Source organism: Nocardioides sp. Z30_9, from assembly GCF_058215735.1.
In genome coordinates this window covers 60,713-77,791 of record NZ_JBZAJF010000004.1, presented here as the reverse complement: position 1 = coordinate 77,791, position 17,079 = coordinate 60,713, and the positions used below count along the sequence as shown (strand labels likewise).

Below are 17,079 nucleotides of genomic sequence, written 5' to 3'. Positions count from 1 at the left end.
CACAGATGATTATCCGGCCAGTGAAAAACCGCGTTCGCCCGCACCCCGGCGAGGAGTGCTTACTGGGTGTGTCCTTGTCCGGCTACTTTCCGGGAGTGCGCCGGTGCAGTCAGAGACCCGCCGCGTCGAGCAGCGTGCCGATCTCTCGCTCGTCGAGCTCGCGCAGGCTCCCCTGGTTGATCCCGGCCAGCCGGACCGGGCCGATCTGGGTGCGGGTGAGGCGTCGTACGGGGTGACCGACATGGTCCAGCAACCGGCGCACGATCCGGTTGCGGCCCTCGTGGATGACCAGCTCGACCAGGGACCGCTCGCCGTGGGTGGAGCGGACCTTGGCGGCACTGACCTGCACCGGGCCGTCCTCCAGGGTGACCCCGTCGCGGAGCTGCTGCAGGGTCTCGCGCTTGACGATCCCCTCGACCTCGGCGACGTAGGTCTTGTCGACCTCGTACGACGGGTGCGCCATCCGGTGGGCGAAGTCGCCGTCGTTGGTGAGCAGGATCAGGCCCTCGGTGTCGGTGTCGAGGCGCCCGACGTGGAAGAGCCGCTCGGGCCGGTCGGCGACGTAGTCGCTCAGGGTGGGACGTCCCTCCGGGTCCGACATCGTGGAGACGACCCCGCGGGGCTTGTTCAGCACCAGGTAGACGTGGTCGGTGATGGGTGGCAGCCGGCGTCCCCGGACCCGCACCTTCGCGGTGCGCGGGTCGACCTTGGTGCCGAGCCGCGTGACGACCTCGCCGTCGACCTCCACCTCGCCGGCGAGCATCAGCTCCTCGCACTTGCGCCGCGACGCGACCCCGGACTGCGCCAGCAGCTTCTGCAGCCGGACCAGCCCCTCCTCGTCGGTCTCGATCTCCCTCATGCGTCCTCGTCGGGACGGGCGGCAGCGGTATCGGTCGACCGGTCTCCGTCGGTCGAGCTTGTCGAGACCTCGGTTGCGTCGGAGGTGGTTTCGACAGGCTCAACCACCGGTGAAGTCGGCTCAACCGCCGGGGTCGGGGTGACCACCGCTGCGGTCTCGTTCTCCTCGTCGAAGTCCTCCACGCCGGGGAGGAAGGGGGCGAGCTCGGGGAGCTCGTCGAGGGAGGTGACGCCGATGCGCTCGAGGAAGTAGCTCGAGGTGCGGTAGAGGTGGGCGCCGGTCTCCTGGTCGGTGCCGGCCTCCTCGAGGAGGCCGCGGTTGAGCAGGGTGCGCATCACGCCGTCGACGTTGACGCCGCGGATCGCGGAGACGCGGCTGCGGCTGACGGGCTGCTTGTAGGCGACCACGGCGAGGGTCTCCAGGGCCGCCTGGGTCAGCCGGGCCTGCTGCCCCTCGAGCACGAACCGCTCCACGACCGGCGCGAAGTCCTCACGGGTGTAGTAGCGCCAGCCACCGGCGACGTTGCGCAGCTCGAAGCCACGACCGGACTCGTCGTACTCCGCGGCCAGGGCGTCCAGCGCCTCGGTGACCGCGACTACCGGGTAGCCGACCGCGCTCGCCAGCGTGCTCTCGTCGAGCGGCTGGTCCGCGACCATCAGCACCGCCTCCAGCGCGGGGCGCAGCTCCGCGAGAGGTACCTCCAGCGTCTCGGGCTCCTCGACGGTCTCGCTCGTCATGCATCCTCCTGGGACGTCGTGTCCGGCTCCTCGGGAGGAGCACCGTCGAACTCGTCGTTGATCTCGATCTCGGTGTCGTCGCTGCCGGTCCACCGGATGCTCAGCTCACCGAGCGGCGTCATCTGGTCGAACGAGACCACGCCCTCGCGGAACAGCTCCAGCAGCGCGAGGAACCGCGCCACCCTGGTCATCATGTCCGGCGCGTCGGCAGCCAGCGCCCGGAAGGTCATCGTCCCACTCCCCCGCAGCCGGCCCACCACCACGGTGGCCTGCTCGCGCACGCTGACCGCCGGAGCGTGGATGTGGCCGAGCCCGATCAGCTCCGGCTCGGGCTTGGGAGCCAGCGCACGAGCCGCCAGCGCGGCGAAGTCCTGCAGGCCCAGGCCGATCAGCACCTCGGGGAGCAGCGTCGCGAACCGTTCCTCGAGACCGACCGAGCGCGGGTGCCGCAGCGCCTCGGCGTTGATCCGGCGGTCGAGGACGTCGGCGACCTGCTTGAAGGCGCGGTACTGCAGCAGTCGCGCGAACAGCAGGTCGCGGGCCTCGAGGAGCGCGAGGTCCTCCTCGTCCTCCACGTCGCCCTGGGGCAGCAGCCGGGCCGCCTTCAGGTCGAGCAGGGTGGAGGCGACGAGCAGGAACGAGGTCGTCTGGTCGAGGTCCCACTGGACCTTCTCGCCGGACTCCGTCGTGGTGCCGCCGGCCTTGATGTGGGCGATGAACTCGTCGGTGACCTTCGCCAGCGCCACCTCGGTGACGTCCATCTTGTGCTTGCTGATCAGGCTGAGCAGCAGGTCGAAGGGGCCCTCGAAGTTGTCGAGGCGTACGGCGAACCCGCCGGTGCCGGAGTCCGCCACCTGCCGGTTGCCCGCCCCCGGCTCGACAGCGACTCCTGTCATGCGCCGTTGAGCCGCTTCACCAGCACGCTGTCGTCGCCGTTGGCCTCGAGGTCCTCGAGCGCGATCGCGATCGCCTCACGGATCAGCCGGCCGCGGTCGACGCCGAGACCCTGGTGGCGACGCAGCGAGAGCCGCGCGTGCTCGAGGTCGAGCAGCTCGTCGGCGGTGACGTAGACGGTCATCTTCTCGTCGTGGCGCACCCGGCCGCTCGGCTTGCGCGCCGGGGTCTCGGGCGCCTTCTCCGGAGCGGCTGCCTCCGGTTCCCGGACCTGGTCCTGGGCCACCGGGGCGGCCTCCTGCTGGTCGGGGACCACGGACATCTCCCGGGGAGGGGTGTGGTGGTGGCGCCCGCGGAACAGCTCGTCGGCGGTGGGCAGGCTCACACGTCGAGACACCGGACCACGACCTCCTTGGCGAGCTGACGGTAGGACTCCGCTCCGGCCGAGGAAGAGGCATAGCTGGTGATCGGCTCGCCGGCCACCGTGGAGTCGGAGAACTTGATGGTGCGGCGGATCACAGTGTGGAAGACCTTGTCGCCCCAGGCCTCGACGAGGCGCTGCATCACCTCGCGGCTGTGCAGGGTGCGGCCGTCGAACATCGTGCCGAGCACCCCGTCGACCTGGAGCTTGGGGTTGAGCCGCTCCTGGACCTTGTCGATCGTGGTCTTCAGCAGCGCCACGCCGCGCAGCGCGAAGTACTCGCACTCCAGCGGGATGATCACCCCGTCGGAGGCGGTGAGCGCGTTCACGGTGAGCAGGCCCAGCGAGGGCTGGCAGTCGATCAGGATCACGTCGTACTGCTCGATCGCCGGCGCCAGCACCCGCTGCAGGGTCTGCTCGCGGCCGACCTCGTGGACCAGCTGCACCTCGGCGGCGGAGAGGTCGATGTTGGACGGGAGCAGGTCCATCCCGTCCACCCCGCTGGGGACCACGACGTCCTCGAGGGTGACATCACGCTGCATCAGCAGGTTGTAGATGGTCAGGTCCATCTGCTGGGGGTTCAGCCCGAGACCCACCGAGAGCGAGCCCTGGGGGTCGAAGTCCACGAGGAGGACCTTGCGGCCGAACTCCGCGAGCGAGGCTCCGAGGTTGATCGTGGTGGTGGTCTTGCCGACGCCACCCTTCTGGTTGCACATCGAGACCACCCGGGCGTGCCGCGGCAGGGTCACCGGACGCGGGTCGGGGATCTCCGGGAGCGGGCGGCCGGTGGGGCCGAGGACGACCTCGGCGGGCGCCTCGGGCTCGACGGCGTCGATGGTGGCGACGGCGTGGTCTCGACTGTCCGCTCGCTCCGCTCGCTGCTCGACCAGCTCGGCGGCCTGCGCGGCGGGCTCGGTGGCCTGCTCGACCAGCTTTTCGGCCTGCGCGGCGGGCTCGGTGGCGCGGAACGCCAGCGGCTCGGAGGGTTCAACCGGTTCGGCTGCGCGGGGCGGGGCCGGTGGTCGCATCAGCGGGGGCATCTCGGATGCCTCGCTACCGAAACGTGGTCCGAAACCGTCCGCACCGCTCATGTGTTGTCCTCTCGAAGTGGTGACGTGCCCGAGATCGACATCGCCACTGTTTGTCGACTTACCGCCAAGCCGCCCGCGCGACTCTATGCACCGCCACCGCGGTTGGCGAACCCATGACAACATCCTGCGAATCTGTGGACTCGATGTGGGTACCGCCGCGCCGTAGGTGCACAGGTTCTGCTAGTCCTGTGGACAAACCTGTGCATGACGGCCCCCCGCTGAAACCACGACCCCCGGTCCGGTCCGGCGCGGTGAGGGCACGTTGAAACTGCCGTGAAACCGGGCGGCCGCAGGGTCGACGCCATGACGAACCACGTTGATCTCACCGGCGCCCCGGCCGTCGAGGCCCGGGCCCTGGTCAAGGACTTCGCTGACATGGGCCGTCGACGCCGTGGACCTCACCTTCCACCGCGGCGTCGAGCAGACGGAGCGCAGGCGGTGCCGTGTGCACGACGGGGCTCACTCGAGGGCCCGCGGGTGGGCCGCGGCGTACACCTCGCGCAGGCTGTCGACGGTCACCAGGGTGTAGACCTGCGTGGTGGTCACCGAGGCGTGCCCGAGCAGCTCCTGGACGACCCGGACGTCGGCCCCGCCCTCGAGCAGGTGGGTCGCGAACGAGTGCCGCAGCGTGTGCGGCGAGACCTCCGCGGTGATCCCCGCCCTGTCCGCGGCCTTCACGATCACCGCCCACGCGCTCTGCCGCGAGAGCCGCCCCCCGCGCGCGTTCAGGAACATCGCCCCCGCCCGCTCGCTACTGGTGGTTGAGCTTGTCGAAACCAGTTCCGGCCGCCCGCGCACCAGGTACGCCTGCACGGCGTCCCGGGCAAAGCTCCCCACCGGCACGATCCGCTCCTTGGAACCCTTGCCGCGCAGCAGCACCGTGCTGCCGGCGGGGTCGTCGAGGTCGAGCTCGAGGTCGTCGACGTCGAGGCCCACCGCCTCGGAGATCCGCGCGCCGGTGCCGTAGAGGATCTCCAGGAGCGCCCGGTCGCGCATCGCCAGCGCCGTACCGGCCGCTCCGGCGGCGTCCAGCAGCTTCTCCACGTCGCCGAGCGAGATGGCCTTGGGCAGCCGCTTCGCCGGCGTCGGTGGCCGTACGCCGACCGACGGGTCCGTCACCGCGAGGCCGTCCTTGACCGCGAACTTGTGGAACCCGCGGACCGCCACCACCGAGCGTCCGGCGGAGGTCGCGCTCAGCGGGGGGTGCTCGCTGTCCCCCTCCCGCAGCGCCATCAGGAAGCCGCTCACGGTCTGCTCGCTGACCTGGTCGAGGTCGGTGACGCCGATGGAGTCGAGGTAGCCCAGGTAGCGGCGCAGGTCACGGCGGTAGGACTTCACCGAGTTCTCGGCAAGGCCGCGCTCGACCACGAGGTGGTCCACGTAGGTCCGGACCGCCCTGACGATGGCGGAGCCCGCCGGCGCCGCGCTGCTGACCGAGGCCACCACCTAGTCGAGCACCTTGTCGAGGGAGACCGAGTCGAGCCCGTGCGCCTCGGCGACCGGCCCGTTGGTGACCTGGCCCTGGTGGGTGTTCAGGCCCAGTGCCAGGGACCGGTCGTCGCTGCACGCCTGCTTCCAGCCCTTGTTCGCCAGCGCGACGGTGTAGGGCAGCGTCGCGTTGGTGAGCGCGTAGGTCGAGGTGTTCGGCACCGCGCCCGGCATGTTGGCCACGCAGTAGAAGACCGAGTTGTGCACCGTGTAGGTCGGGTCGTCGTGGGTGGTCGGGTGCGTGTCCTCGAAGCAGCCGCCCTGGTCGACCGCGATGTCCACGAGCACCGAGCCCGGCTTCATCTCCGAGACCAACTGGTTGCTCACCAGCTTGGGCGCCTTGGCGCCGGGGATCAGCACCGCGCCGATGACCAGGTCGGCCTCGCGCACGTGCTGCTGGATCGCCAGCTGAGAGGAGGCCAGGCCGTGCACCTTGTTGTCATAGCGCCAGAACGACATCCGCAGCTTGTCCAGGTCGGTGTCGAGCATGGTCACGTCCGCGCCCATGCCCAGGGCGATGTTGGCGGCGTTCTGGCCCGAGACCCCGGCGCCGATCACGACGACCTTGGCGTTGGCGACGCCACCGACTCCGCCGAGCAGCACCCCGCGTCCGCCCTGCGCCTTGAGCAGCGCGTGTGCACCGACCTGCGGCGCGAGGCAGCCGGCCACCTCCGACATCGGATAGAGCAGCGGCAGCGAGCCGGTCGGGGTCTGCACGGTCTCGTAGGCGATCGCGGTGACCTGGCGCTTGGTCAGCTCCTCGGTGAGCGGAAGGTCCGCGGCGAGGTGTAGGTAGGTGAACAGCACCAGCCCCTCGCGCATGCGGTGGTACTCCTCCGCGACGGGCTCCTTGACCTTGAGCACCATCTCGGCGTCGCCCCACACGTCGTCGGCGGAGTCGATGATCGTGGCGCCGGCCGAGGCGTACGCCGAGTCGTCGATCGCCGAGCCGACCCCGGCATCCCTCTCGATGAGCACCTCGTGGCCGTGGGCGACCAGCTCGTGCACACCGATCGGTGTGATGGCAACGCGGTACTCGTGGTTCTTCACTTCCCTGGGCACGCCGATCCGCACGGAGACCTCCTGGTTGCGTCTGCCGCCCGGGCGATGCCATCGGACGACGCCGCTCCTCGCGGAGCCGCGCGGCGAGTCTATGCCCGCGAGCCGCTCACCTGCGGTTCTTGCGCCCCAGTGACGTCGACCGCGGCGTCGGTCAGCCCGGCGTCGCCCATGGCGCGGAGCACGTTGCGGTGCGTGAGCGCGGTGAGGTCCTCGTCGGACCATCCGCGGTCGGCCAGCGCAGCCAGCAGCCGTGGATAGCCGGTGACGTCCTCGAGGCCCTCGGGCAGCCAGCCGACGCCGTCGTAGTCGCCGCCGAGCCCGACGTGGTCGACACCCGCGACCTCACGCACGTGCTCGAGGTGCGCCACCACGTCGGCAATGGTCGTCACCGGGGCCGGACTCTCAAGGCGGTAGCGGTCCAGGAAGTCGTGCTGGTCGTCCTCGTCGACGCCACGTTCGGCGGCGACCGCCCGGGCCTCGGCGTCCCACTCGCGCATCTGCGTGTTCACGAACTGCGGGACGAAGGTCACCATGCACACGCCGCCGTTGGTGGCCAGCCTCGCGAGCACGTCGTCGGGGACGTTGCGCGGGTGGTCGGTGACCGCGCGCGCCGAGGAGTGCGAGAACACCACCGGGACGGTGCTGGTGTCCAGGGCGTCGCGCATGGTGTCGGCACTGACGTGGCTCAGGTCGACCAGCATCCCGATGCGGTTCATCTCGGCCACGACCTCGCGGCCGAAGTCGGAGAGCCCGCCGAGGACGGGCTCGTCGGTGGCGCTGTCGGCCCAGGGGACGTTGTCGTTGTGGGTCAGGGTCAGGTAGCGCACGCCGAGCCGGTGCAGCATCCGCAGCGTGCCGAGCGACCCGTCGATCTGGTGACCGCCCTCGGCGCCCAGCAGGCTGGCGACCTTCCCCTGCGCTCGAGCACGGGCCACGCCCTCGACCGTGGTGGCCAGGGCCAGGTGGTCGGCGTACCGCTCGATCATGGTGTGGGCGCCGTCGATCTGCTCCAGCGTCGCGGTCACCGCAGCGCCGCCGGTCAGGGTCGCGGGGACGAACACCGACCAGAACTGCGCGCCCACTCCCCCCTCCCGCAGCCGGGGCAGGTCGGTGTGGGTGCCGACCGCCCGGCACATGTCGGTGACGGTGAGCTCGAGGCGGTCGAAGTCGTAGCCGACCTTCTCCCGCGCCGCCCACAGCAGGTCGTTGTGCCCGTCGATGACTCCGTGCTCGCGCAGCAGCGCGCTGATCCGTTCGGTGCTCATGGGGCACACTCCATCACGGGGGTTCCCTGTGAGGCAGATCACACCTAGCCTGCTGTGACCGGTACTCGGCCGGGCAGAGTAGGAGAATCTCGGATGTCCCTGAATCTGAAGGCGGCTGCGGCCTCCCTGGCCGCAGCGGCCCTGCTGGGTGCCACCGCCGCACCACCCGCCATCGCCGCACCTGACGGCCCGAACCACCATGGCCCCAAGGACCAGGTCGCCAACAACAACAGCGTCCGCAAGATCACCAAGGCGGTGACCGTCAACGGGGTGCTCGCCCACCTGAAGGCGCTCCAGCGGGTCGCCGACCGGCACGGGGACCGGGCGGCCGGCCGGCTCGGCTACGCAGCCTCGGTCGACTACGTGGTGAAGCGGCTCAAGCGGGCCGGCTACGCCCCGCAGGTCCAGGAGTTCCCCTTCACCTACTACGAGGAGAACTCCGAGCTCGAGCGCGTCTCCCCCTCACCCCAGACCTTCGAGCAGGGCGTCGACTTCCTGCGCAACAGCTTCGACTCCGGCACCCCGGAGGGCGAGGCGACCAACGCCGTCTACGTCGTCGACCCGGGCGGCACGACCAGCGGCTGCGAGGCCGCGGACTTCGCCGCGATGCCGGCCGGCTCCATCGCACTGATGCAGCGCGGCACCTGTGGCTTCGCAGTCAAGGCGGTCAACGCGCAGGCGGCGGGAGCCTCCGGGGCGATCATCTGGAACAACGCCGACGGACTGGTCAACATGGTCGGTGACGCGACCGGGCTGACCATCCCCACGGTCTTCGCCAGCCAGGAGGCCGGCACCGCCCTGGCCAGCACTCCGGGCGCGCAGGTCCGGGTGCTCGTCGACTACACCGAGGACGAGCGCACCTCCTACAACATCACCGCCGAGACCCGGCGCGGCAACGACGACAACGTCGTGATGGCCGGCGCCCACCTCGACAGCGTCCAGGAGGGCGCCGGGATCAACGACAACGGCTCCGGCAGCGCCGCGCTGCTGGAGACCGCGATCCAGATGTCGAAGGTGAAGCCGAAGAACACCGTGCGGTTCGCCTGGTGGGGCGCCGAGGAGGAGGGTCTGCTCGGCTCGGAGTACTACGTGAGCCAGCTGACTCCCGCGCAGCGCGAGCAGATCGCGCTGTACCTCAACTTCGACATGGTGGCCTCGCCCAACTACATGTTCGGCGTCTACGACGGCGACAACTCCGGTGGCACGGCGGAGCCCGGCTTCATCCCCGAGGGCTCGGCCGCGATCGAGGACCTGTTCGAGAAGTTCTACGCCGACCGCGGCGAGCCCTTCCAGGACAGCGCATTCGACGGCCGCTCCGACTACGGCCCGTTCATCGTGGCCGGGATCCCGGCGGGCGGGCTGTTCACCGGTGCCGAGGACGAGAAGACCGAGGCAGAGGCCGAGCTGTACGGCGGAGTCGCGGGTGCGGCGTACGACCCGTGCTACCACCAGGCCTGCGACAACCTCACCGGCGCGGGCCAGGACGTGAAGCTCTACAACCAGCTGCGGCAGGACTACCGACTGAAGGGCAACATCAACAAGCACGCGCTGGACGTGAACTCCGACGCGATCGCCGCCGCGGTCCTCACCTTTGCCCGCGACACCTCGACGGTCACCGGTGCCTCGGACCCGGCCGGCAAGGCGGCAGCCACCGGCAAGGCAGCCCAGCGGATGCTCGCCGAGGTCCAGGGCAGATCCGCCCGCTGAGCCAGGACGGGGCGGGCCGTTACGCACGGCCCACCCCGTCCCCTCAGGTCCCCCACCGAGCGAGCGTGGCGCCGAGCGCCTCGACCGCCCGAGTCCAGCTCTCCTCGCTGGGCGGTTCGCTGTGCGAGAAGCCACCACTGAGCTCGAGGTCGGTGAACCCGTGCAGGACGCTGCCGATCAGCCGTACGGCGTGCACCGCGTCCTCGCCCTCCACGCCGTACCCGCGCAGGACCGCGAAGCTCAGCTCCGCGTGTGCCCGGCCGGCGCCCAGCAGGTGCTCTGGGAGCGGGTGCCGGGTGGCGGCATAGCGCCCGGGATGCTGGCGGGCGTAGTCGCGGTAGGCGTTCGCGAACGCCATCAGCGCATCGGGTCCCGCTCGTCCCGCGAGAGCCTCGCCGGCGCGCTCGGCCAGCTCCCCCAGCGCCAGGACGGCGATCTGCGACTTGAGGTCGGCGGTGCTCGCGACGTGCGAGTAGAGGCTCGCGGCCTGGACGCCGAAGTGGCGCGCCAGCGCCGAGATCGTCACCGCCCCGAAGCCCTCGGCGTCCGCGAGCTCCGCCGCCGCCATGACGAGCTTCTCCTGGGTCAGTCCCACACGGCCCACGCCGACTCCCTACACGACTAAGTAATTTGCCTACACCCTATAGGCACGCCTATGGTCGCGGCATGAGGCCACTGACCCAGCGCGAGATCCGCGCGTCGTTCGTGAACTGCACCAAGGGCGAGGCCTCGCGGATGCACATCCCCCACGACCTCGACTCGCGCCCGTGGGACCAGCTGGAGTACTTCGGCTGGCGCGACCCGCAGTCCCCCGCCCGCGGCTACCTGGTGGCGGACCTCCACGGAACTCTGCAGGGCGTCACCCTGCGGGCACCGCAGTCCACGGTCGGCGCCGGCCGCAAATCCATGTGCTCGCTGTGCATCAGCATGCGTTCCGGCGGCGTCTCCCTGATGGTCGCTCCGCGCGCCGGCAGCCGCGGCCAGCACGGCAACACGGTCGGCACCTACATCTGCTCGGACCTGCAGTGCTCGCTGTCGATCCGCGGCAAGCGCCCCGTCGACGGCGCCAACACGCCGGAGACCCTCAGCATCGAGGACCGCTCCGCGAGGCTGTCCGCCAACCTCGCGGACTTCATGCGCCGGGTGTGCGCCCCGCGCTGAGAGCGCGGCACGTCAGCGGGCGGCGTCGCTGGTGGTCGGGACGATCGGCGGGAGCGGAATCTTGCGGTTGATCTCGGTGACCTCGGCCAGCGTCTGCCGTCCGACCGTGAGCAAGTCTCGCTGGACCTGCTCGGAGCGCTTCAGCGTCTCCAGGGTGGTGACGGCCACTTCCAGCGCCTTCTTGCCGTCGCGCAGCGCCTGCCGACTGACGTCGAGCGTGGTCTGCGCCAGCACGACGCCGGCCTGGACGCTCTTGAGCATCGTCTTCACGTCGCCGCGGAGCTCGCGGATCGGCCCCAGCGCTGCGATCACCTGGCGCACCGTCTTCAGCGTCGCGGCGGTCTGGCGACGGATGGACTCGGTGGACTTCGCTGTGCTGCCGGCGATCCGCTCGGACCGCTTGGCGACGCCGAGTCCCTCCTCCTGGATCTCGAGTGAGGTCTTGGTGACCTCGAGCTGAGCGGTGAGCTTCTTCAGCGTGCCCCGCGTGACCTCCAGGGTGGTGTCCACGTCACCGCGGGTGGCACTGAGGTCGTTCTGCACCTCGCCCAGGTCGGCGCGAGCCCCACGCGCGGGCCCGAACAGCACCGCGGAGGTCGCCGCCATCGAGAGCACGAGCAACCCCACCAGCACGAGCTTCTGGAAGCGGGACAGGACCGGCTCGACGGGAGCGGCAGACACGTGGGGTTTTCCTCCGGTGTGGTCAGGGTTCGGTGTACGTCGCCGCCCCGACCGGATCCCGGCTCAGTTCAGCTCAGCACAGGCAGCCGCACCGGTGAGGTCCTCGGGTCGCCCCGCCTCCACTGCCTTTGTTGTTGCACCACTCATTGCCCACCACACCATGTGCTGACACCGAAAGGGGCTGTGACGTGCGACGCAGCGTTTAGTCGCATCTGGTTCACGCCATCGTTTGCTGGCGCGCCCCTTCCACCCAGATGGCGCTGGTGTACGCGCGCTATTAGGCCTTGACCACTATTGGACACGGACTCAACGTCCGCCGCCCGTCAGCTCGTGCGGCGGAAAAGGACAGTCCCGGGTCCGTATGCCATCGATCACTAGCGAACGGCTTTGCGTGTTCGCCCGCGAAAGCGCAATCCGTCATGCACTGTGACCTCGTGCTGTTCCTGCTTGACAGCAATATCGCTATCGCCTGCGACCCGCTCGGGCACGACTTGGAGCCGGGCGCTGATCTTGCGATGCGCTTCTACCGACTGGCGACGACCAAGCATCACGATCTGCGGGTCCACGAGGCCTCGCTGATCGACTTTGGCCGGATGAAGGACGCCGCCAAACGCGAAGCCCGGCTGCGGCTCTTCGAGAAGTACGAAGCGCTAGTCAACCCGCCTTCGGTGTCGACCGAGCAGGCTGCGACCCTCGGCGTCCCCGCAACAGGCTCCAATGACGCCGTTGATCAAGAACTACTCGCAGCGATCGTCGGAGACGCGGCGGAGTACCTAGTCACCGAGGACGACGGGATCCATCGCAAGGCTCGCAGGATGGGCGTCGATGATCGTGTCCTGTTCGTCTCCGACGCGATGGCCATGCTTACGGCGCTCTACGTCACCCTGCCGCAGCCACCGCCGGCGCTTCAGCGCGTCAAGACGCACGAGCTGAACCTGGCCGACCCCATCTTCGACGGTCTTCGCGAGGACTACGCCGGCTTCGACAATTGGTTCCGCAACGCGGCACGGAACCAGCGCGACGCGCTCCTGGTGGCGGACGGCGACGCTCATGCCGGTCTGTGCATCCTCAAACCGGAGCCAAACGGGGAGTACGGCGTCGCCGGGCCGCTACTTAAGTTGTGCACATTCAAGGTGTCCCAGGGGCATAGCGGCCAGAAGTACGGCGAGCTAATGCTGAAGGCCATCTTCGAGCAAGCGAACATCGAGGGATTCGCGGGCATCTATTCGACGGTGTTCGAAAAGCACACGCCCCTCATCGCTCTGCTAGAGGATTTCGGCTTCCGGGTGCTGCCGGACGTGCGGAGTCCGATGGGTGAACTGGTCCTGACCAAGCCGAGCGGCGGGTCCCCAGACCCAGGACTCGACGCCCTGCAACGTCACGTGGTCCATGGTCCGCCGTTCGTAACGTTCGAGGGCACCTCGACCTACATGGTCCCCATTGAGCCGCGCTGGCATCGGGTCCTGTTCCCCGACGCAGAGCCCAGCAGCGAGGATGAGCTCTTCTCGGCGATCGAAGGCCTGACTGTTCAGCCGTTCGGGAACGCATTGCGAAAGGCCTACTTGTGCAACGCGCCGACTCGCCTACTGCGCCCAGGTGACCTACTGCTGTTTTATCGGAGTCATGACGAGAGGGCAGTGTTTGTCGTGGGCATCTGCGAACAGACCATCGTCAGTTCGAACGCGGCCGAGATCGCCGCAGCCGTCGGTCGCAGGACCGTCTACTCCTACTCTGAGATCGAAAGTCTCGCCCAACATGGCCCCGTGCTCGTCGTCCTCTTTCGTCAGGATCGAATCTTGCGCGATGACCCGATCACACTCGATGACCTGCAAACCAGTGGACTGGTCTCAAAGTGGCCACAGGCCATCTCGAAGGTCCGCCAGGAAGGCATGCAATGGCTAAGACAACGACTGGACGAGTAGCCCTGTTCTCAATCCATCCGGACTACGCGAACGCGTTGCTGGACGGCACGAAGCGTGTTGAGTTCCGTCGGACGGCCCTGCCAGTGGACGTAACCCGAGTTGTCATTTACGCGACGTCACCGGTCCAGCGGATCGTGGGCTCCTTTGAGGTAGCTGGCGTTGACCAGACCCCTCCCGACAGGGCCTGGGATGCGTACCGCGAAGTCGGGGGCATCCAGAGGCAGGCCTTTGACCGGTATTACGAGGGGGCGGCATATGCCTTCGTTATCCGGGCCCGCAACCCGGTGCGCCTGCAGACGCCGTTACGGCTCAGCGACCTGAGCGACTCGCTTCGGCCTCCCCAGTCGTTCATGTACCTGCGCGAAGACGTGCAGGACCGGATGGCTGCCCTGACCCAGCCCTCAGGCCGAGAGCTTCGCTTACCGGGCGTCCCAGACCTAGTACGTCGAGTGTCGAGGCGTGTGCTGGTCGGCGTGACGGACTAGCAGTGCGCGGATTCTCAGATCAGGGGAGATGACGCCACCTCGGCGCCCGGTGTGCATAGCGTGAGAGCACGCGCACTGAGGTCATCGAAAGTCAGGACCTCGAGCTCTGCTGTTGTGCAGCCAGTCGCATTTTGCCCTGATCAGATGGCATCTCACTGCGGCGCCCCATGATGCGGGTCTGCTGCACGTCAGGTGTCTGCCCGAACTGCGTCTTACCGCCATCGGGCGCGACATCGGCGAAACGCAAGATTCATCGGCCTATAGGTGGACACTGTTGGGCGTGTCAGATCGCTACTACGTCTACGTGTACATCGACCCACGCAACCTGGAGGAGTTCTACTACGGGAAGGGCACCGGCTCCCGCAGTCAGGCACATCTCCAGGACACGGGCGACTCGGTCAAGGTCGAGCGCATCAAGGCGATCCAGCAGGAGGGACTCGAGCCCATCATCCGGATCATCGCCCGCGGCCTCACCTCGGCCGAAGCCCTGATGGTCGAGACCACCCTCATCTGGAAACTAGGCCGCACGCTGACGAACGTTGCGTCGGGTCAATACGTCGGGAAGTTCCGACCGCGCGACACCTTTCACAAACGACTTCCGCGCTTCGATTTCGAAAACGGTATCTACTACGTCAACGTCGGTGAGGGCGAGACGCGGAATTGGGACGACTGCCGTCGTTTCGCCTTCCTAGCGGCTGGCGGCAAGCCGAAGTGGAGTGACCCCCTTCGCGGGCTTGAGGAGGGAGATGTCGTGGTCGCCTATCTCAAGGGGGCCGGCTATGTCGGCGTAGGCGTAGTGCGGTCACCGGCCGCCCCATACGCCCTTTACCGACACAAGGGCAAAGCGCTCGGAGAGTACGACCTTGTCGAACCCAACATCGCACACGACGCTGACGACCGCGCGACCTGCGAGTACATCGTCGCCGTCCAGTGGGTGCATGCAGTAGAGCGGGAAGAGGCCAAGTGGGTCCCGAAGAGTGGCCTCTACACGACCACGCATATACGGGCATCGCTAGACGCCCAACCGACCACCACTGCGTACATCGAAGCCGCCTTTGGAGTCGACCTGGGATCGCTGGCCGATGGAAATGTCACCTAGACCCGCTTGAGCGGGTTCGCGGGCTGCCGTTGCTGTCCTGCAGGGGATGCCTAGACGACTCGTCCTGCCGTCGAGCCCCGCAGCAAGACGAGCACGACTGCGAGCGGCCACAACGCCTCCGCGCCGGCCACGACCCGCTCGCTGAGGCCAATCAGGCGCCCCTCACCGAGCTCGAGAGTCAACCAGCCGAGCAACGCGAGTAGGCCGATGGTCGCCCAGCGGCCACCGGTCTTCGAGGGCAGATCTGACAAGGCGGGCCAGAGGGCTAGAGCCACGAAGCTGGCCGTCGCCGCAGGGATGTGACCGGCTGAAGGTTGCGGAAACGTCGCGACCAGAACCGTGGAGACGCCACCCACCGCGAGTGCCACACGACCCCCTACGGCCGCCTCCTCGAGCCCGGCGGCGGTAGCGACGTGAGCGCCACCAAGCACAACCAACGCCGTGGTCATCACCCATCGGTCGTCGGCGCTGTGAGCAGCCAGCGCGCTGATCGTGTCGCGCACCTGGTCAAAACCATCCCGCTGGCGGGCCGCGGCAATCACCCAACCGCCAATCAGAGCAGTTGGAGCCAGTCCGGCCGAGAACGGCACCCATCTGCGCATGCGAGGAGTATGCCGGTCGCCGCCCACGCGGGTCCCGATCGTCTGCCCGACAACTTCCAACGGCGAGTTCTTGCTAGGGAGGTCCACGCCCGCATACCGGGCCGGGCCGCGAGTCACCCTCCCAGGGGCCGGTACCGGAGGAGCACGACACCGTTCCTGAACCGGCGTTCGTCGACGAGCTCGAGGTCGGTGCGCTTGTCGGTCGGTAGGGCCGGCTTCCCCCCACCGATGACGGTGGGCCAGACGTACAGGTGGCACTCGTCGACCAGCCCGGCCTGGAGAGCCTGGGCCGCGAGGTGCGCGCCTCCTACGGTGAGGTCGCTGCTGGCCGCGGCCTTCAGCTCGCGCACTGCGTGGGGGTCGAAGTCGCGTTCGATCCGGGTGTTCGCCGTCAACGCGGCGGTCAGCGTCGTGGAGTAGACGACCTTGTCAGCCGCCTGCCAGGTGGTCGCGAACTCGGCCGAGAGGTCGGACTGTGCCGCCAGCGTGGGGTCGGTCTCCCACACGGCCATGGTCTCGTAGAGGCGCCGCCCGTAGAGGAACGTGCCCGCCGATTGCAGCAGGTCCGTGTGGGATCGGAACACCTCGTCGTTCACCGGGAAGTAGTCGAAGGCGCCATGCTCGTCCTCGATGTAGCCGTCCAGGCTCATGTTGTTGACGTAGATCAGCTTGCTCATACCCTGTCTCCTTCACGATCGGTCGTCAGTGGGCATCCGTCAGCGTGGCGTCCAGCTTGGTGAACGCCTCGAGCCATCCCTGTTCGCTGGGTCCCGTCAGGTGCGGTGGGAGCCATTGACGGATCTCGAGTCGCGTACGTCCCTCGCCCTCGTCGTGGAACTCGACCCGGAGTCGTGTCTCGAACGGCTCGACGCCCATGACGCCCTCGAGCAGCTCGCCGTCCGTGACGTCGGTGAGGTCGATGCGGATCTGGATGCGCACGTCCGGCTGGTGGGCGGAGACCTCGGTCCATCGCTGGTGGCCGCCGGACCGTACGTCGAAAATCGATCTCGTCGCGCAACACCGAGCTCCCCTTCGGGCCCCACCACAGCGCGAGGTGGTCCGGATCGGTGAAGGCTCGGTAGACGATCTCCCGGGGCGCGTCGAAGACACGCGAGATGGCGAGGTGCCGCGCCTCGGTCTCCATCAGGGCTCCTGGGTCTCGGGTGCGTGGGCGTCGCCGACCGCCGGGTCCGTTGCGCCTTCGCCCGCCTGCACCGCGGCGAGGTGGGCATCGAGGCGGGTGAGGGAGGAGTCCCAGAAGCTCCGGTAGCGATCGATCCAGTCGGCCGCGCCGCGCAGTGGGGCGGCCTGGAGGTGGCTCCCGCACCACTTGCCCGACCGTGTCCGCGAGATGAGCGCGGAGCGCTCGAGCACCTTCAGGTGTCGAGAGACCGCCGGCATCGAGATGGGGAGGGGTGCGGTCAGCTCCGTGACGCTGGCATCGCGTTCGGCCAGCTCGACGAGGATCGCCCGTCGAGTCGGGTCTGCGAGTGCGGAGAAGACCACGCTGAGCTGGTCGGTGCCGGCCATCGACAGCCTCTTTCGCTTAACCAAGATGTTAAGAGAAGCGCGCCTCGAGGCGTGCCGTCAAGGGGTGGCTCCCGG

19 protein-coding genes are annotated in these 17,079 nt (G+C 68.6%); 5 read left to right on the top strand and 14 right to left on the bottom strand.

Going from position 1 to position 17,079, the window contains the following annotated elements:
* Positions 1-109: 109 nt before the first annotated feature.
* The 8 genes from AC4BGB_RS21195 to AC4BGB_RS21160 all read right to left on the bottom strand — a co-directional run bounded on the left by AC4BGB_RS21195 (position 110) and on the right by AC4BGB_RS21160 (position 7,817).
* On the bottom strand, positions 110-859 hold the full coding sequence (locus AC4BGB_RS21195) for a pseudouridine synthase (protein ID WP_490549025.1): 750 nt from the start codon (positions 857-859) through the stop codon (positions 110-112).
* The gene (scpB, locus tag AC4BGB_RS21190) at positions 856-1,596 is read right to left on the bottom strand and encodes an SMC-Scp complex subunit ScpB (protein WP_490549024.1); all 741 of its coding nucleotides are present in this window, start codon (positions 1,594-1,596) and stop codon (positions 856-858) included. The genes AC4BGB_RS21195 and scpB overlap by 4 nt, the downstream gene beginning before the upstream one ends.
* Positions 1,593-2,492, bottom strand: a complete 900-nt coding sequence (locus AC4BGB_RS21185) for a segregation and condensation protein A (RefSeq protein WP_490549022.1) — start codon at positions 2,490-2,492, stop codon at positions 1,593-1,595. Before AC4BGB_RS21185 ends, scpB begins: the two co-directional genes overlap by 4 nt.
* Complete coding sequence (locus tag AC4BGB_RS21180; RefSeq protein ID WP_490549021.1) at positions 2,489-2,887, bottom strand: hypothetical protein; 399 nt, start codon at positions 2,885-2,887, stop codon at positions 2,489-2,491. Before AC4BGB_RS21180 ends, AC4BGB_RS21185 begins: the two co-directional genes overlap by 4 nt.
* The gene (locus AC4BGB_RS21175; RefSeq protein WP_490549020.1) at positions 2,872-3,951 is read right to left on the bottom strand and encodes a ParA family protein; all 1,080 of its coding nucleotides are present in this window, start codon (positions 3,949-3,951) and stop codon (positions 2,872-2,874) included. The genes AC4BGB_RS21180 and AC4BGB_RS21175 overlap by 16 nt, the downstream gene beginning before the upstream one ends.
* 510 nt (positions 3,952-4,461) lie before the next feature.
* Positions 4,462-5,445 (bottom strand): site-specific tyrosine recombinase XerD, encoded by a 984-nt coding sequence (locus tag AC4BGB_RS21170; protein ID WP_490549041.1) that lies wholly within the window; start codon positions 5,443-5,445, stop codon positions 4,462-4,464.
* 3 nt (positions 5,446-5,448) lie between these two features.
* Positions 5,449-6,564 carry an alanine dehydrogenase gene (gene ald / locus AC4BGB_RS21165; RefSeq protein ID WP_490549019.1) on the bottom strand — a complete coding sequence of 372 codons (1,116 nt, stop codon included), beginning with the start codon at positions 6,562-6,564 and terminating at the stop codon, positions 5,449-5,451.
* Positions 6,565-6,641: 77 nt separating this feature from the next.
* On the bottom strand, positions 6,642-7,817 hold the full coding sequence (locus tag AC4BGB_RS21160; RefSeq protein WP_490549018.1) for a dipeptidase: 1,176 nt from the start codon (positions 7,815-7,817) through the stop codon (positions 6,642-6,644).
* A gap of 93 nt (positions 7,818-7,910) precedes the next feature.
* Between AC4BGB_RS21160 and AC4BGB_RS21155 the strand changes: the two genes are divergently transcribed.
* Positions 7,911-9,524, top strand: a complete 1,614-nt coding sequence (locus AC4BGB_RS21155) for a M28 family peptidase (RefSeq protein ID WP_490549016.1) — start codon at positions 7,911-7,913, stop codon at positions 9,522-9,524.
* A gap of 43 nt (positions 9,525-9,567) precedes the next feature.
* Here AC4BGB_RS21155 and AC4BGB_RS21150 read toward each other — a convergent pair whose 3' ends face one another.
* Positions 9,568-10,128 carry a TetR/AcrR family transcriptional regulator gene (locus AC4BGB_RS21150; protein WP_490549015.1) on the bottom strand — a complete coding sequence of 187 codons (561 nt, stop codon included), beginning with the start codon at positions 10,126-10,128 and terminating at the stop codon, positions 9,568-9,570.
* Positions 10,129-10,190: 62 nt separating this feature from the next.
* Here AC4BGB_RS21150 and AC4BGB_RS21145 point away from each other — a divergent pair, with 62 nt between their 5' ends.
* Positions 10,191-10,685, top strand: a complete 495-nt coding sequence (locus AC4BGB_RS21145; protein WP_490549014.1) for an FBP domain-containing protein — start codon at positions 10,191-10,193, stop codon at positions 10,683-10,685.
* Between the two features lie 12 nt (positions 10,686-10,697).
* On the opposite strand, the gene AC4BGB_RS21140 is transcribed toward AC4BGB_RS21145, so the two are convergent.
* Positions 10,698-11,366, bottom strand: coding sequence for a hypothetical protein (locus AC4BGB_RS21140; protein ID WP_490549013.1), 669 nt, complete (start codon positions 11,364-11,366; stop codon positions 10,698-10,700).
* A gap of 434 nt (positions 11,367-11,800) precedes the next feature.
* Between AC4BGB_RS21140 and AC4BGB_RS21135 the strand changes: the two genes are divergently transcribed.
* The 3 genes from AC4BGB_RS21135 to AC4BGB_RS21125 all read left to right on the top strand — a co-directional run bounded on the left by AC4BGB_RS21135 (position 11,801) and on the right by AC4BGB_RS21125 (position 14,872).
* Positions 11,801-13,288, top strand: a complete 1,488-nt coding sequence (locus AC4BGB_RS21135) for a GNAT family N-acetyltransferase (RefSeq protein ID WP_490549012.1) — start codon at positions 11,801-11,803, stop codon at positions 13,286-13,288.
* Positions 13,261-13,773 carry an ASCH domain-containing protein gene (locus AC4BGB_RS21130; protein WP_490549011.1) on the top strand — a complete coding sequence of 171 codons (513 nt, stop codon included), beginning with the start codon at positions 13,261-13,263 and terminating at the stop codon, positions 13,771-13,773. Before AC4BGB_RS21135 ends, AC4BGB_RS21130 begins: the two co-directional genes overlap by 28 nt.
* Before the next feature lie 280 nt (positions 13,774-14,053).
* A complete protein-coding gene (locus AC4BGB_RS21125; RefSeq protein WP_490549010.1) occupies positions 14,054-14,872 on the top strand; it encodes a DUF8606 domain-containing protein in 819 nt (272 codons plus the stop codon).
* A gap of 50 nt (positions 14,873-14,922) precedes the next feature.
* Here AC4BGB_RS21125 and AC4BGB_RS21120 read toward each other — a convergent pair whose 3' ends face one another.
* From AC4BGB_RS21120 to AC4BGB_RS21105, 4 genes are all read right to left on the bottom strand, one after another.
* Positions 14,923-15,474 carry a DUF998 domain-containing protein gene (locus AC4BGB_RS21120; RefSeq protein ID WP_490549009.1) on the bottom strand — a complete coding sequence of 184 codons (552 nt, stop codon included), beginning with the start codon at positions 15,472-15,474 and terminating at the stop codon, positions 14,923-14,925.
* Positions 15,475-15,587: 113 nt separating this feature from the next.
* On the bottom strand, positions 15,588-16,151 hold the full coding sequence (locus AC4BGB_RS21115; protein WP_490549007.1) for a dihydrofolate reductase family protein: 564 nt from the start codon (positions 16,149-16,151) through the stop codon (positions 15,588-15,590).
* 25 nt (positions 16,152-16,176) lie between these two features.
* Complete coding sequence (locus AC4BGB_RS21110; RefSeq protein WP_490549006.1) at positions 16,177-16,413, bottom strand: hypothetical protein; 237 nt, start codon at positions 16,411-16,413, stop codon at positions 16,177-16,179.
* A 204-nt stretch (positions 16,414-16,617) separates the two neighbouring features.
* A complete protein-coding gene (locus AC4BGB_RS21105; protein WP_490549005.1) occupies positions 16,618-17,004 on the bottom strand; it encodes an ArsR/SmtB family transcription factor in 387 nt (128 codons plus the stop codon).
* Positions 17,005-17,079 lie beyond the last annotated feature (75 nt).

Coding starts and splice junctions, on each gene's coding strand:
- AC4BGB_RS21195 (WP_490549025.1), bottom strand. CDS start 859: ATGAGGGAGATCGAGACCGACGAGGAGGGGCTGGTCCGGCTGCAGAAG.
- scpB (WP_490549024.1), bottom strand. CDS start 1,596: ATGACGAGCGAGACCGTCGAGGAGCCCGAGACGCTGGAGGTACCTCTC.
- AC4BGB_RS21185 (WP_490549022.1), bottom strand. CDS start 2,492: ATGACAGGAGTCGCTGTCGAGCCGGGGGCGGGCAACCGGCAGGTGGCG.
- AC4BGB_RS21175 (WP_490549020.1), bottom strand. CDS start 3,951: ATGCCCCCGCTGATGCGACCACCGGCCCCGCCCCGCGCAGCCGAACCG.
- AC4BGB_RS21160 (WP_490549018.1), bottom strand. CDS start 7,817: ATGAGCACCGAACGGATCAGCGCGCTGCTGCGCGAGCACGGAGTCATC.
- AC4BGB_RS21155 (WP_490549016.1), top strand. CDS start 7,911: ATGTCCCTGAATCTGAAGGCGGCTGCGGCCTCCCTGGCCGCAGCGGCC.
- AC4BGB_RS21145 (WP_490549014.1), top strand. CDS start 10,191: ATGAGGCCACTGACCCAGCGCGAGATCCGCGCGTCGTTCGTGAACTGC.
- AC4BGB_RS21130 (WP_490549011.1), top strand. CDS start 13,261: ATGGCTAAGACAACGACTGGACGAGTAGCCCTGTTCTCAATCCATCCG.
- AC4BGB_RS21120 (WP_490549009.1), bottom strand. CDS start 15,474: ATGCGCAGATGGGTGCCGTTCTCGGCCGGACTGGCTCCAACTGCTCTG.
- AC4BGB_RS21115 (WP_490549007.1), bottom strand. CDS start 16,151: ATGAGCAAGCTGATCTACGTCAACAACATGAGCCTGGACGGCTACATC.
- AC4BGB_RS21105 (WP_490549005.1), bottom strand. CDS start 17,004: ATGGCCGGCACCGACCAGCTCAGCGTGGTCTTCTCCGCACTCGCAGAC.